Genomic DNA, 14,407 nt, shown 5'->3' with positions numbered 1-14,407 from the left:
GTGTCAGCTAATACATCAGTGACTGATACACCGCCTTCGCGAGCAAGCCCGCTCCCACATTTGGTTCGTGGTGTGCTTGGAAGTAATGACTGGAATAAATTTTGCTGTTGGATGTGATCGCCACGCTTGCCGTGGCGTCATTACTGGCTCAATTTAGCGGCATCGTCCCGGAAGACCCCAGACTTCATGTCATCGACCTCCTTCAAGCAGTCCATGCGGCGCCTTTGGGCACTGGACAAGTTCAGTTACAGCGTACGGGTATTCATCGCCCTGACCGGCAGCATGGCGCTGTGCTGGTACCAGAATGAAATGGCGCTGCTGATCCCGCTGTTCCTGGGGATTATCGCCAGCGCCCTGGCCGAGACCGATGACAACTGGCAAGGCCGGCTCAACGCCCTGGCCGTGACACTGGTGTGCTTCAGCACTGCGGCACTGTCCGTCGAACTGCTTTTCCCTTATCCCTGGATCTTCGCGATCTTCCTGGCTCTGTCCAGCTTCGGCCTGACCATGCTCGGTGCCCTCGGCGAGCGTTATGGGGCGATCGCTTCGGCCACCCTGATTCTCTCGGTCTACACCATGATCGGCGTGGACCAGCGCGGTGGCGCCGTCACCGACTTCTGGCATGAACCCTTGCTGCTGGTGGCCGGCGCCGCGTGGTATGGCGCGCTGTCGGTGTTGTGGCAGGTGCTGTTTTCCAACCAGCCGGTGCAGCAGAGCCTGGCGCGACTGTTTCGCGAGCTGGGACGCTACCTCAAGCTCAAGTCGTCGCTGTTCGAACCGATCCGCCAACTGGATGTGGAAGCGCGGCGCCTGGAACTGGCGCAGCAGAACGGCCGGGTGGTGGCAGCACTGAACGCCGCCAAAGAGATCATCCTGCACCGGGTCGGCAATGGTCGCCCGGGCTCCAAGGTCAGCCGCTACCTCAAGCTGTACTTCCTGGCCCAGGACATCCACGAGCGCGCCAGCTCCTCGCACTACCCTTACAACGCCCTCGCCGAAGCCTTCTTCCACAGCGACGTGCTGTTCCGCTGCCAGCGCCTGTTGCGCCAGCAAGGCAAGGCCTGCCAGACCCTGGCCGAATCGATCCAGATGCGCCAGCCGTTCGTTTATGACGACAGCTTCGCCGAAGCCCTGGGCGACCTCAACGCCTCCCTGGAACACCTGCGCATCCAGAGCAACCCGGCCTGGCGCGGCCTGCTGCGCTCCCTGCGTGCCCTGGCCGCCAACCTGTCGACCCTGGACCGCCTGCTGGGCGACGCCGCCAACCCCGACAGCCTGGCCGATGCCACCGACAGCAGCCTGCTGGACCGTGCACCGCGCAACCTCAAAGAGATGTGGACCCGCCTGCGCACGCAGCTGACACCAACCTCCTTGCTGTTCCGCCATGCCCTGCGCCTGCCCCTGGCGCTGAGTATCGGCTACTGGATGGTGCACTTGATTCACCCGTCCCAAGGCTATTGGATCATCCTCACCACGCTGTTCGTGTGCCAGCCAAACTACGGCGCCACCCGGCGCAAGCTGGGCCAGCGGATCATCGGCACGGCCATCGGCCTGACCATCGCCTGGGCGCTGTTCGACCTGTTCCCCAACCCGCTGATCCAGTCGATGTTCGCCATCGCCGCGGGCCTGGTGTTCTTTATCAACCGCACCACGCGCTACACCCTGGCGACTGCCGCGATCACGCTGATGGTGCTGTTCTGCTTCAACCAGGTGGGCGACGGCTACGGGCTGTTCCTGCCACGGCTGTTCGATACCTTGCTCGGCAGCCTGATCGCCGGGCTGGCGGTGTTCCTGTTCCTGCCGGACTGGCAGGGCCGGCGCCTGAACAAGGTGCTGGCCAATACCCTGACCTGCAACAGCATCTACCTGCGCCAGATCATGCAGCAGTACGCCGCGGGCAAAAGCGACGACCTGGCTTACCGCCTCGCCCGGCGCAATGCCCACAACGCCGACGCCGCGCTGTCCACCACCCTGGCGAACATGCTGATGGAGCCGGGGCACTTCCGTAAGGAAGCGGACGTGGGGTTCAGGTTCCTGGTGCTGTCCCACACGCTGCTCAGCTACCTGTCGGGGCTGGGCGCCCACCGGGAAACCCAACTGCCGGCGGAAGTGCGCGAGCACTTGATCGAAGGCGCCGGGAAGACGCTGGCGGCGAGCATCGACGAGATCGCCACGGGGCTGGCGAACAAGCAGCCAATTGCGATTCAGAGTGATGCCGAGGAAGCCTTGGCAGTGGACCTGGAGCAGATGCCGGATGAAATTGACGAAGGGCAGCGGCTGGTGCAGACGCAATTGGCGCTGATCTGCCGGCAACTGGGGCCGTTGCGCACGTTGGCGGCTCACCTGATCAAAGATACCAGCGAAGCCTGAACCCTCTTCGCGAGCAAGCCCGCTCCCACATTCGGCCGAGTTCCACCTTTGGAATGCGGTCGAATGTGGGAGCGGGCTTGCTCGCGAAGGGGCCATTAGCCTCACTACATCCCGTGCTGCTTCATCAACCGCGCATAACTGCCATCCACTTTCATCCTGGCAATCTCCCGATCAAACCCGGCAACAATCTGCTGATGCTGAGGGTTTTTCAGGCTGACCAGTATGTGCAGGCTGTTTTCGCTCAGCGGCACCGGCAAAAACTCCACCGCGTTGCGCACGGTGGCGGACTCCCGAGCCAGGTAGTAGCGGGCGACGAATTCGTCCTCCAACGTCAGCCGCACCCGCTGCGCCGCCAGCATGCGCACGGCCATGGCGAAGTTATGCACCGGGACTTTCTGCAATTGCGGATCGGCATCGAACGCCGCTGAATAGGCATAGCCACGCACCACCGCGACGGGGTAGTCGTGCAACTGCTCCAGGTTCTGGTAGTCGATGGGATCGTCGCGGCGCTTGAGAAACAGCACCCGGTTGAGCAGGTATTCGCCGGAAAACTGCCCCAACTGAGTACGCGCATCGTCGTACCAGGCGTTCACCAATACGTCGTAACGCCCATCGCCCACACCCATCAGGGCGCGGGCCCAGGGCACCTGTTCAAACTCACTGGCGTAGCCGGCACGGGCCAGGGCGGTGGTCACGATGTCGGTGGCCAAACCACCATTGACCAGGGTGGCGTCAGTGAACGGCGGCCAGGCATCCGCCACCAGTCGCAAGCGTTCTGCCGCCACCGCCTGGGCCAGCAACAACAAACCGATCAAAGCAACGGCACGAGAAAATCGCGGCATGCTCAAGTCCTTGGCGGGCATTCTATGGCCTGACCTCTGGGGCAACCCGAGGATTTAACAGTAGCTCATCAATGAGCCTGTACTGCAGATTACACAAAGACGACAGCGTCGCACGCAGAGAATGATGGCAAATTGATCTCACTCACAAAAAAACCGCAATTTAGACACCCGCCTCCCGCGCGCTTACTATCCTGACCAGACAATCAGCCGAGAGAACACCATGACAGTCGAATGGGTCTGCAAACACCACAGTGACCTGGGCAAGGAGCAGCTGTACGCCATTTTGCGCCTGCGCTCGGAGGTCTTCGTGGTCGAGCAGAAATGCGTGTACCAGGACATCGACGGCCAGGACCTGGACGGTGATACCCATCACCTGATGGCCTGGGATGATGGTCAACTGCAGGCCTACCTGCGCCTGCTTGATCCCGAATCACAGGGTGGTGATGTGGTGATCGGCCGGGTGATCGTTGCGCCGAGCGCGCGGGGTACCGGGCTGGGCCACCAGATGATGGACGAAGCCCTCAAGCAGGCAGAGAAACAGTGGCCCGACGTGCCGATCTATCTGTCGGCCCAGGCGCATTTGCAGGGGTATTACGGGCGGTACGGGTTTGTGGTGGCGGGTGAGGAATACCTGGAGGATGACATTCCACATATAGGCATGCGTCGGGCATGAGGGCCTCTTCGCGAGCAAGCCCGCTCCCACATTTGACCGAGTTCCACCTTTGGAATGCGGTCGAATGTGGGAGCGGGCTTGCTCGCGAAGGCGTCAGCCCGGTCACCCCAAGCTTTCAGGGGTAACCCAACACCTGTTTAATGCTCGCCAGGTTCGCCTCGATCCAGCGCCGATCAATCGCGCCCCAATCACGAATCCGATAGCGCCCGGCATGATTGCGGGCCCCGTCTTCCTGTTCAAACTCACACACAATATCCAGGTCCGCCAACGCCGCAATCGTGTCCTGTGCAGTACGCCGGGGCATGCCCGTCACCTCGGTCAGTGCCGGCACGCTGCTGGCCAGCTGGCTATCAATCAGGTACGCCACATACAGGCGCCGGTAGAAGCTGCTTTTGGTCTTGCTCACATCCATGCTCGATCGCCTTTGAAGGTCAGGGCTTGCCCTGCAGGTCCCGCCAGGTCAGGTACACCCGCAGGTCGAATTCCACCTGATGGTAGCCCGGCAACATGTATTCACAGAGTTTGTAGAACGCCTTGTTGTGGTCCGATTCCTTGAAGTGCGCCAGTTCGTGTACCACGATCATGCGCAGAAATTCCGGCGCGGCTTCCTTGAACAGCGAGGCGATACGGATTTCTTTCTTCGACTTGAGGTTGCCACCCTGCACCCGGGAGATGGTGGTGTGCAGGCCGAGGGCGCGGTGGGTCAGGTCCAGGCGGTTGTCGAACAACACCTTGTCGATGGCCGGGGCGTTGCGCAGGTGTTCCTGCTTCAGGGCCTGGGCGTAGTTGTACAGTGCTTTGTCGCTCTGCACGCCATGCCGTTCGGGGTAGCGCTGGGTCAGGTAGTCGCCGAGTTGGTCCTTGGCAATCAACTGGCGCACTTGCTCCTGCAATGCTGGGGGGTAGGCCTGGAGGTATTTCAGCGCGGTCATGGGGTCAACAACGGGTATTTGAATGGGCGCCAGTGTAGCGAATTCAGCGGGCCGCTGCGCGCAGGCGCCAGTCGGCAATTTCATCCGCGATCAACGGCGGCGCCACCTGCGGGCCCTGGATGAACTGGCAGCCGTTGGCCTTGAGCCACTCAACTTGCTCCTGGGTCTCGACGCCTTCGGCAATCACCAGCAGATCAAAATGCCGGCACAATTCGATAATGCTGCGCGCCATCGCCGCGTCCCGGGATGAACCCGGCAGGCGGGCGATCAGCTTCGGGTCGAGCTTTAGGGTGTCGAATTCCAGGTCCCGCAGGTGGGCCAGGGAGCAGTTGCCCGCGCCGAAATCATCCAGGGCAATCCGCACGCCGGCCCGGCGCAACAGCTTGAGCTGCTTGGTGGACTCATCCAGATTGTGCATCAGGCTTTCTTCACTGATCTCCACCTCAAGCTGCCGGCCTTGCAACCCATGTCGCTCCAGCACCTGCTGCAGCTGGCTGGCCAGGTTCGGCATATTGAACTGGCTGCTGCTCAAGCTCACGCTCAGGACCAACTCATCGTTGAACACCCCTGCCCATGCCTGCCGCTGGGCGGCCACCTGCTGGTAGATCCAGGTGCTCAACTGGCTGATCAGCCGCGCCTCTTCGAGCAACGGCAGAAACAGCCCCGGCGGCACATCGCCGACACTCGGGTGCTGCCAGCGCAGCAGCGCTTCGACGCCCCGCAGATGGCCGTCGTGCAACGACACCTGCGGCTGGTACACCAGGGTGAAATCCTTGCTGTCGATGGCGCTGCGTACGCTGTCTTCGAGCATCAGGCGCGAGCGGGCCCGGCCGTTCATTTCCTGGTCGTAGTAGCGATATTGCTGACGCCCGGCGCGCTTGGCCTCGTACATCGCGACGTCGGCCGCGCGCAGCAGGCCGTTGAGGTCCGAGCCGCAGTCCGGGAAAGTGGCGATGCCGATACTGACGCCCAGCATCACATCCAGACCGTCGACCTGCTGACAGATCGACACCCGTTCGATCAGTTTTTCCGCAATCTTGGCCGCCTGCTCCGGGAATTCCAGCTCCAGCAGCGCGGTGAATTCATCCCCGCCCATGCGCCCGAGAATGTCGTAGGAGCGCAGGCACGCCTTCAACTGTTCCGAGACCCAGCGCAGCACGCGGTCTCCGGCGTCGTGGCCGAGGGAATCGTTGACCCGCTTGAACCCGTCCAGGTCCAGGTACAGCAGCACCAGCGACTGCTCGTTACGCTCGCTGCGCAACAGCACATTCTCCACCGACTGGTGAAACCCACGCCGATTGAGCAGGCCCGTCAGCGGGTCGGTGACGGCCTGGAACTCCAGTTGCTGATGCAGATGGCGCACCTCGGACATGTCCAGCACCGTGACCACCATGGCTTTCTGCTCGGCCGGCAGCGGGGCGCACGACATCGCCACGGGCAACTGCTGGCCGGGTGCGGTGCGCAAGATGGCGTCGTGCAGGCGCCAGGTTTCGCCACGTTTGTAGCCTTCATACAAGGCAGAATCGGACCACCCAGGCACATGGGGCTTCTGTAGGAAGCCCAGGAACTCGGCACCCTGGATCTCGGCGACCGGCGCATTGATCAGCCGCGAAATCGCCGGGTTGGCGTAGCTGATCACGCCGTCTTCGCCCACCACCAGGATGCCTTCGGCGGCATTGTCGAGCACCGAGGCATTGAAGGCCCGGGCCGATTCCAGATCGTGACTCAGGCGCTGCAAGGCACGGCGGTTGCGCTGGTGCTCCAGCAGGGCCTGGACCTTGGGCTTGAGGATATTCGGGTCGAAGGGTTTCAGCAGGTAGTCGATCGCGCCGCTGGCATAGCCTTCCAGCATCGCCGCTGGCGATTGGGCGTGAGCGCTGAGAAAGATGATCGGGGTCAGTTGCGTGCGCTGGCTGCCGCGCATCAGCCGGGCCACCTCGAACCCGTCCATGCCGGGCATCATCACATCCAGCAACACCAGGTCGACGTCGTGTTCGAGCAGCAATCCCAGGGCTTCCACCCCGGAGGCCGCCGTCACCACATGCCAATCTTCACGCTGCAATAGCGCACGCATGCTGATCAGGTTTTCGGGATAGTCATCGACCACCAAAAGCACTGAACAACCATCGCGAGGCTTGATTGGAGCGCATTCCATTGCTGCTTCTCTTTCGTCGGAGTCATTCCGGTCATTTTTGCGACAAAACCGGATAAACAATAAGGGCTCACTCTAGCCCTGGATCCCATAAAGCAGAAGCCACGACGGTGCCATCATTGCGCCAAAGCCCAGACAACCGACTAACGGTCAGTGTCTACAGCCCGCGGTTTACGGGAAACATGGCTTTTTGACATTTCATTGGCGCCAACAATCCGCCACAAAGCCATTAACAATCCATTTCGAGCCACCTATAAAGAAAGTGCCGGCTCCCGAGCCAAGGCCTTCTCTCCCCGTTAAAGGCGTATTCAATGATTGATCTGTCCACCTGGAACCTGAGCATCCCCGTCGGCTCCCCGCCCTCGACCATCGACACGCCGAAACTGCTCAGCGGGTTCAAGGACCAATACTTCCAGGCCGAAGGCAGCAGCGTGCAATTCTGGACCCCGGTAACCGGCACGCGTACCGAGAACGCCGTTTACCCTCGCAGCGAACTGCGGGAAACCTACGCCGACGGCCGCCTGCGCAACTGGCTGTACAGCGACGCCGACAATTTCCTGCGTGCCACGTTGGCGGTCAACAAGGTGCCCTCGTCCGGCAAGGTAGTGATCGGTCAAATCCACGCCTACGAAAGCCAGAAGCCACTGATCAAGGTCGAATACCAATACAAGGAAAAAACCCAGACCGGCAACATCGTCGCCAAGGTGCGCATGCGCCCTGACGAGTCGGAAGGCCGGGTGATCATCGTCGCCGAGAACGTACCGCTGGACCGCAACTTCACCTACGTCATCCACCTGAACAAGGCCGGCCTGCTGAGCGTCGACGCCGCCAACGGGCAATGGAACGAACGCATCGGCGCTGCGTGGGGCAAACAGCCGCTGTACTTCAAGGCCGGCGCCTACGTGCAGGACAACAGCGGCAACAGCAAGGAAGGCGCCCGCGTGACGTTTGCCAAGCTGGACATTGACCACGACTGAAGCTGATTCGCTTCAGCGACCGGTCCCACGACGCTTTAGGACAGAACCGCGACCCAGGGTCTCGACTTTCTTGTAGGACAATCCGAGTATGGCGCCGCGCACGCGCACTACCCCCTACAAGAAAGTCATGGAGACTGCCCAATGCCCTTTTCCCGCACCCTGCTCGCCCTCTCTATGGGCATGGTACTGCTGCAAAACCCGGCCTTCGCCGCCCCGCCCCTCTCGATGGCCGACGGGGTGGCCCAGGTCAATATCCAGGACAGCAACGCCTGGGTCGAAATCAACAAGGTCGCCTTCGAAAACAATATCCGCACCCTGCAAGCCAGCCTCGCTGACAAGTCGAAAATCTGCGCCGTGCTCAAGGCGGATGCCTACGGTCACGGCATCGGTTTACTGATGCCCTCGGTGATCAAACTGGGCGTGCCCTGCGTCGGCATCGCCAGCAACGAAGAAGCCCGCGTGGTCCGTGAAAGCGGCTTCAAGGGCCAACTGATCCGCGTACGCACCGCCGCCCTGAGCGAGCTGGAAGCTGCGTTGCCGTATAACGTCGAAGAGCTGGTGGGCAATCTGGACTTCGCCGTGCGCGCCAGCCTGATCGCCGAAAACCACGGCCGCCCACTGGTCGTGCACCTGGGCCTGAACTCCAGCGGCATGAGCCGCAACGGTGTGGAAATGACCACCGCCCAGGGCCGCCGCGACGCCGTAGCCATTACCAAGGTGCCAAACCTGCAGGTGACGGCGATCATGACCCACTTCGCCGTCGAAGACGCCGCCGACGTGCGCACCGGGCTCAAGGCGTTCAACGAACAAGCCAACTGGCTGATCAGCGTCGCCCAGCTCGACCGCAGCAAAATCACCCTGCACGCCGCCAACTCCTTCGCCACCCTGGAAGTACCCGAGTCGCGGCTGGACATGGTTCGTCCGGGCGGCCTGCTGTTTGGCGATACCGTGCCGTCGTTCACCGAATACAAGCGGGTGATGCAGTTCAAATCCCACGTGGCGTCGGTCAACAGCTACCCGAAAGGCAACACCGTAGGCTACGACCGCACCTACACCCTGGCGCGGGATTCGAAACTGGCGAACATCACCGTAGGTTATTCCGACGGCTATCGCCGGGCGTTTACCAACAAAGGCATCGTGCTGATCAACGGGCACCGGGTGCCGGTGGTGGGCAAGGTGTCGATGAACACCCTGATGGTCGATGTCACCGACGTGCCGACCGTGAAGAGCGGCGATGAGGTGGTGTTGTTCGGCAAGCAGGGCGCGGTGGAGACCAGCCAGGCGGAGGTTGAAGACATCAACGGTGCGTTGCTGGCGGATCTGTATACGGTGTGGGGTAACTCGAATCCGAAGGTGCTGGTGGAGAACTAAGTCTCCTCACATCTCGTAGGCACTGTCCTATGGACCCAAGGATCATTCGGTGATTAACACAAGCGCTTAACCAACACGTATCCCTGTGGGAGCTGGCGGTGCGACGATTCGACTTGCCCGGCTCCCACAGGGGTCCTGTGCCCTACAGGGCCGTTGCGGTGAATCGGAGCGCCGCTTATAGTTCGCCCCGTCGCCGGCATTGAACGGCGACAGGGTTTCGCAGCCCTAACGATACGTGTGTAACCAAGCATCATGAATGCAACGACTAGCGCTTCTACGTCCGTCGTTTATTTTATGGTGGCTGTGTGTGGGAGACCTTCGGGTCTGCCGGGTTCCTCGTATCCTCGGTCTGCGAACCCGCACACAGCTACCACCCATTCGTTTCGCAGCGAACGGCGGTAGTCCTTTTTAGATACGAGGAATATTTGCCATGACGCCAGAACTCCCGCCCCGCCGTTTCACCCCCTGCACCGAAACAGCCACCGAATACCCGGCACTCCTGATCGACAGCGAAGCTCCGCTGCAGGACCTGCACGCCTGCCTGCGTGAACGCCTCAACGCCGCCCTCGAACACCTCAACCTGATGGCCTGCTCCAGCCTGCCCGATTTTGCGGAGCGTGACCTGAACCACGTAGCCAACACCGCCCGCATCCTGGTGCAGGACGTAAGCGACGTATTCCGCGTCATCGAATACCGCGGCTTCGACACCCCCGGCAGCCGCCTGATCAAATTTCAGCCACAAAAAAGCCCGCATCGCTGCGGGCTTTTCATTAACGCGTAAGGCTTAGTTGACCTTGGCGTTCAACTCACCTTTCAGGTAACGCTGGTACATCGCTTCCAACGAGATCGGCTTGATCTTCGAAGCATTACCCGCAGTACCAAACGCCTCATAACGAGCAATACACACATCACGCATCGCTGTCACAGTCGCGCCGAAGAATTTACGTGGGTCAAATTCGCTCGGGTTGGTGGCCATCAGGCGACGCATCGCACCGGTGGAGGCCAGGCGCAGGTCGGTGTCGATGTTGACCTTGCGCACGCCGTACTTGATGCCTTCGACGATTTCTTCAACCGGCACGCCGTAGGTTTCTTTGATGTCGCCGCCGTACTGGTTGATGATCGCCAGCCACTCTTGCGGTACCGAGGAAGAACCGTGCATCACCAGGTGGGTGTTCGGGATGCGTTTGTGGATTTCCTTGATGCGGTCAATGGCCAACACGTCGCCGGTAGGTGGCTTGGTGAATTTGTAGGCGCCGTGGCTGGTGCCGATGGCGATTGCCAGGGCATCAACTTGGGTTTTCTTGACGAAGTCGGCAGCTTCTTCCGGATCGGTCAGCATTTGGCTGTGATCCAGTACGCCTTCGGCGCCGATGCCGTCTTCTTCACCGGCCATGCCGGTTTCCAGGGAACCCAGGCAGCCCAGCTCGCCTTCAACCGAAACGCCGCAGGCGTGAGCCATGGCCACGGTTTGTTGGGTGACGCGTACGTTGTATTCGTAGTCGGTCGGGGTCTTGCCGTCTTCGCCCAGGGAACCGTCCATCATCACCGAGCTGAAGCCCAGTTGGATGGAGCGCTGGCACACGTCAGGGCTGGTGCCGTGGTCCTGGTGCATGCACACCGGGATGTGCGGGAATTCTTCGATCGCGGCGAGGATCAGGTGACGCAGGAACGGAGCACCGGCGTATTTGCGCGCGCCGGCCGAAGCCTGGACGATCACTGGAGAGTCAGTCTTGTCAGCGGCTTCCATGATGGCGCGCATCTGCTCAAGGTTGTTGACGTTGAAGGCTGGAACGCCATAGCCGAATTCGGCTGCGTGGTCCAACATCTGGCGCATGCTGATAAGTGCCATTGTGAGTCTCTCTCCCGGTCGAGGGTCGTTAATCGTGCAAGCCTGCCGTAGCGGCGGCTGCTATTCAAGTTATTGAAGGTCAGGCTTTCAAAGCCTGCCCTGCTTAATCGTTAAACCTGTCTGCAGGACCCGGCTTGCCGGCGATGGCGGCTGACGCTATCGCCGGCAAGCCGGCTCCTACAGGTGATCGCGGCGTGTTATTGCGCTTTACAGCCACGCCCGATCAAATCATCGGTGGCAACCCAGTAAACCAGGCCTTCCTCACCTTTTGTGTGAAACGCCAACTGGCCGTCGCTGTACAGCACGCCCGAGGCCGCCACATCCTGCTTGAGGCGATACACCTGGTCCGAGCCGCCGAGGCGCACATCCACCTCGGTGCGGGCCTGGTCGGCAAAGCGCCAGTTGACTTGCGCCTGGCTGTCACACGTCCAGGTGGTCCACTTGTCTGCCGGCTCTGCCTTCTTGTCGAACATGTTCAGGTTGGTGCATCCGGCCAATAACGCCAGTGCCGCCAGGGCGAAAACGCCTTTCATTGCCAGTCCTCAAGCGGCGACCTGCGGCCACCGCTGCTGTCGGTTAGTGAATCAGACCCGTCAAGGGCAACCCTGTTCCTGACCGTTGGGCGCAGAGTCGTATTTCTCCAACCCGTCCGGCCCGATGCGCTTGTTGATCACCGGCATGGTTTCGGCTTGCCAGTCAGCCTGATAGCAACTCTTTTGCCGAGCCGCCCCGGCCTTTTCAGACTCGGGCGCCGCTTTCGGCGTGCTGCCGCAGCCGGCCAGCAGGCCCGCTGCAATCACCAGTGCCAACGACCTGATCATCGGAATGCTCCTTTTCCTCAGCAAGTGCCTTATCCCTTGGCCCGGCTTTCCAGCACTTCGACAGCCGGCAGTACCTTGCCTTCAACGAATTCGAGGAACGCACCACCCCCCGTAGAAATGTAGGAGATCTGGTCAGCAACGCCATATTTATCGATGGCCGCCAGGGTGTCGCCACCGCCAGCGATGGAAAATGCCGAGCTTTCAGCGATGGCGTGGGCCAGCACTTTGGTGCCGTTGCCGAACTGGTCGAACTCGAACACGCCGACCGGGCCGTTCCACAGGATGGTCTGGGACGACTTCAGCAGTTCAGCGAAGTTGGCTGCAGTTTGCGGGCCGATATCCAGGATCATGTCGTCGGCGGCCACATCAGCGATCAGCTTGACGGTGGCTTCGGCGCTTTCAGCGAATTCCTTGGCCACCACCACGTCTACCGGCAGCGGCACGCTGACCTTGGCGGCGATGGCGCGGGCGGTGTCCAGCAGGTCCGGCTCGTACAGCGATTTGCCCACCGGGTGACCGGCAGCCGCCAGGAAGGTGTTGGCAATGCCGCCGCCGACGATCAGCTGGTTGCAGATCTGGCTCAGGCTGTTCAGCACGTCGAGCTTGGTGGACACCTTGGAGCCGGCAACGATGGCGGCCATCGGTTGGGCCGGAGCGCCGAGGGCCTTGCCCAGTGCGTCCAGTTCAGCCGCCAGCAACGGGCCAGCTGCGGCAACTTTGGCAAACTTGGCCACGCCGTGGGTCGAACCCTCGGCACGGTGCGCGGTGCCGAAGGCGTCCATCACGAACACGTCGCACAGGGCAGCGTATTGCTGGGCCAGTTCGTCGCTGTTCTTTTTCTCGCCCTTGTTGAAGCGCACGTTTTCGAACAGCACGATGTCGCCAGCCTTCACGTCCACACCGTTCAGGTAGTCGGCAACCAGCGGCACGTCGCGGCCCAGGGCCTTGCTCAAATATTCAGCTACAGGCTTGAGGCTGTTTTCTGCCGAGAATTCACCTTCGGTCGGACGACCCAAGTGGGAGCAGACCATCACGGCCGCGCCTTTTTCCAGGGCCAGCTTGATGGTCGGCAGCGAGGCCAGGATTCGCGCATCGCTGGTGACAACACCGTCCTTGACTGGGACGTTGAGGTCTTCGCGGATCAGTACGCGCTTACCTTGCAGATCGAGGTCGGTCATCTTCAACACGGTCATGGGGGGCAATTCCTGAGAGCTAAAGTTGTGGAGAGGCTGTTTGCAGATAGTGTTCTGCAACGTCCAGCATTCGGTTGGCAAAACCCCATTCGTTGTCGAACCACGCCAGGATGTTCACCAGCCGTGGGCCGGAAACGCGGGTCTGGCTGGCATCGACGATGGCCGAATGCGGGTCGTGGTTGAAATCACAGCTGGCGTGCGGCAACTCGGTGTAGGCCAACAGGCCTTTGAGCGGGCCGCTGGTGGCGGCGTCGCGCAGGATCCGGTTGACTTCGCCGGCATCGGTGTCGCTGACGGTTTGCATGGTGATGTCCAGGCAAGACACATTCACCGTCGGTACCCGTACGGCTTTGGCCTGGATTCGCCCGGCAAGTTCCGGCAACAGTCGCTCGATACCGCGCGCCAGGCCGGTGGACACCGGAATCACCGACTGAAACGCCGAACGCGTACGGCGCAGGTCTTCATGGTGGTAAGCGTCAATCACCGGCTGATCGTTCATTGCCGAGTGAATGGTGGTGATCGACACGTATTCCAGGCCAATCGCCTGGTCCAGCAGGCGCAACAGCGGCACGCCGCAGTTGGTGGTGCAGGAGGCGTTGGACACCAGCAATTCGGCACCGGTCAGGCAATCCTGGTTCACGCCGTAGACGATGGTGGCGTCGACATCCGCCTCGCTGGCCATCGGCTGGGAAAACAGGACCCGTGGTGCGCCGGCGTCGAGAAAACGCTGGCCATCGGCACGGGTGTGATAGGCACCGGAGCATTCCAGCACCAGGTCGACGTCCAGCGCCGCCCAGTCGATGCCCTCAGGGGTGGCACTGCGCAGGACCTTCACGCAGTTGCCATTAATATGCAGACAATCGTCCTCGACCCGCACTTCGCCGGGGAACCGGCCGTGGGTGGAGTCAAAGCGTGTCAGGTATTCGATGCTGGCCATGTCCGCCAGATCGTTGATCGCGACAATTTCAAAACCGGCCGCCGGCCCTCGCTCGAACAGAGCACGCAAGACGCAACGACCAATCCGGCCGTAGCCGTTGAGTGCAACTTTGTAGGGACGCGGTTGAGGCATGGGGTTCTCGCATTGTGGGCGACACAAACCTTTGCAGGAACTCGCTTGTGTGGCGAGGGAGCTTGCTCCCGCTGGAGTGCGAAGCACTCCCAGACCGGCTGACGAGGTGTATCTGACACATCTCGATCGCACGGCTTGGGGCCGCTTCGCAGCCCAGC

The 14,407-nt window shown here is 61.3% G+C and carries 13 protein-coding genes and 1 pseudogene; 5 read left to right on the top strand and 9 right to left on the bottom strand.

The window, feature by feature from the left end:
• The first annotated feature begins 186 nt into the window (after positions 1–186).
• Positions 187–2,370 carry a YccS family putative transporter gene (gene yccS / locus AC3WKX_RS01800; protein ID WP_003216889.1) on the top strand — a complete coding sequence of 728 codons (2,184 nt, stop codon included), beginning with the start codon at positions 187–189 and terminating at the stop codon, positions 2,368–2,370.
• 104 nt (positions 2,371–2,474) lie between these two features.
• Here the strand turns inward: yccS and AC3WKX_RS01795 are convergent, their stop codons facing one another.
• Positions 2,475–3,212 carry a substrate-binding periplasmic protein gene (locus AC3WKX_RS01795; RefSeq protein ID WP_102605038.1) on the bottom strand — a complete coding sequence of 246 codons (738 nt, stop codon included), beginning with the start codon at positions 3,210–3,212 and terminating at the stop codon, positions 2,475–2,477.
• 220 nt (positions 3,213–3,432) lie between these two features.
• On the opposite strand from AC3WKX_RS01795, the gene AC3WKX_RS01790 reads away from it, so the two are divergent.
• The gene (locus AC3WKX_RS01790) at positions 3,433–3,885 is read left to right on the top strand and encodes a GNAT family N-acetyltransferase (protein ID WP_102605037.1); all 453 of its coding nucleotides are present in this window, start codon (positions 3,433–3,435) and stop codon (positions 3,883–3,885) included.
• Between the two features lie 115 nt (positions 3,886–4,000).
• Here AC3WKX_RS01790 and AC3WKX_RS01785 read toward each other — a convergent pair whose 3' ends face one another.
• The 3 genes from AC3WKX_RS01785 to AC3WKX_RS01775 are packed head-to-tail and all read right to left on the bottom strand — an operon-like array spanning position 4,001 to position 6,972.
• Complete coding sequence (locus AC3WKX_RS01785) at positions 4,001–4,297, bottom strand: winged helix-turn-helix domain-containing protein (protein ID WP_008434063.1); 297 nt, start codon at positions 4,295–4,297, stop codon at positions 4,001–4,003.
• A 19-nt stretch (positions 4,298–4,316) separates the two neighbouring features.
• Positions 4,317–4,817: a M48 metallopeptidase family protein gene (locus tag AC3WKX_RS01780; protein ID WP_087693221.1), complete on the bottom strand. Its 501-nt coding sequence runs from the start codon at positions 4,815–4,817 to the stop codon at positions 4,317–4,319.
• 43 nt (positions 4,818–4,860) lie between these two features.
• The gene (locus AC3WKX_RS01775; protein ID WP_102605036.1) at positions 4,861–6,972 is read right to left on the bottom strand and encodes a putative bifunctional diguanylate cyclase/phosphodiesterase; all 2,112 of its coding nucleotides are present in this window, start codon (positions 6,970–6,972) and stop codon (positions 4,861–4,863) included.
• A gap of 308 nt (positions 6,973–7,280) precedes the next feature.
• On the opposite strand from AC3WKX_RS01775, the gene AC3WKX_RS01770 reads away from it, so the two are divergent.
• From AC3WKX_RS01770 to AC3WKX_RS01760, 3 genes and pseudogenes are all read left to right on the top strand, one after another.
• A complete protein-coding gene (locus AC3WKX_RS01770) occupies positions 7,281–7,946 on the top strand; it encodes a polysaccharide lyase family 7 protein (protein WP_102605035.1) in 666 nt (221 codons plus the stop codon).
• A 141-nt stretch (positions 7,947–8,087) separates the two neighbouring features.
• The gene (gene alr, locus AC3WKX_RS01765; protein WP_102605034.1) at positions 8,088–9,317 is read left to right on the top strand and encodes an alanine racemase; all 1,230 of its coding nucleotides are present in this window, start codon (positions 8,088–8,090) and stop codon (positions 9,315–9,317) included.
• A 430-nt stretch (positions 9,318–9,747) separates the two neighbouring features.
• A pseudogene (locus AC3WKX_RS01760) lies at positions 9,748–10,026 on the top strand (fructose-bisphosphate aldolase); the annotation flags it as partial.
• A 75-nt stretch (positions 10,027–10,101) separates the two neighbouring features.
• Here the strand turns inward: AC3WKX_RS01760 and fba are convergent.
• The 5 genes from fba to epd form a co-directional block, all read right to left on the bottom strand.
• Positions 10,102–11,166, bottom strand: coding sequence for a class II fructose-bisphosphate aldolase (fba, locus tag AC3WKX_RS01755; RefSeq protein WP_003177554.1), 1,065 nt, complete (start codon positions 11,164–11,166; stop codon positions 10,102–10,104).
• 197 nt (positions 11,167–11,363) lie between these two features.
• A complete protein-coding gene (locus tag AC3WKX_RS01750) occupies positions 11,364–11,699 on the bottom strand; it encodes an MliC family protein (RefSeq protein ID WP_102605031.1) in 336 nt (111 codons plus the stop codon).
• Positions 11,700–11,759: 60 nt separating this feature from the next.
• A complete protein-coding gene (locus AC3WKX_RS01745) occupies positions 11,760–11,987 on the bottom strand; it encodes a hypothetical protein (protein WP_008434073.1) in 228 nt (75 codons plus the stop codon).
• 29 nt (positions 11,988–12,016) lie between these two features.
• Entirely contained in the window at positions 12,017–13,180 is a 1,164-nt protein-coding gene (locus AC3WKX_RS01740) for a phosphoglycerate kinase (protein ID WP_102605030.1), read from the bottom strand.
• A 19-nt stretch (positions 13,181–13,199) separates the two neighbouring features.
• On the bottom strand, positions 13,200–14,249 hold the full coding sequence (epd, locus tag AC3WKX_RS01735) for an erythrose-4-phosphate dehydrogenase (RefSeq protein WP_008434077.1): 1,050 nt from the start codon (positions 14,247–14,249) through the stop codon (positions 13,200–13,202).
• Between the last annotated feature and the right edge of the window lie 158 nt (positions 14,250–14,407).

The organism is Pseudomonas sp. GP01-A4 (assembly GCF_058780865.1).
This window is presented reverse-complemented; position numbering and strand designations above follow the sequence as displayed.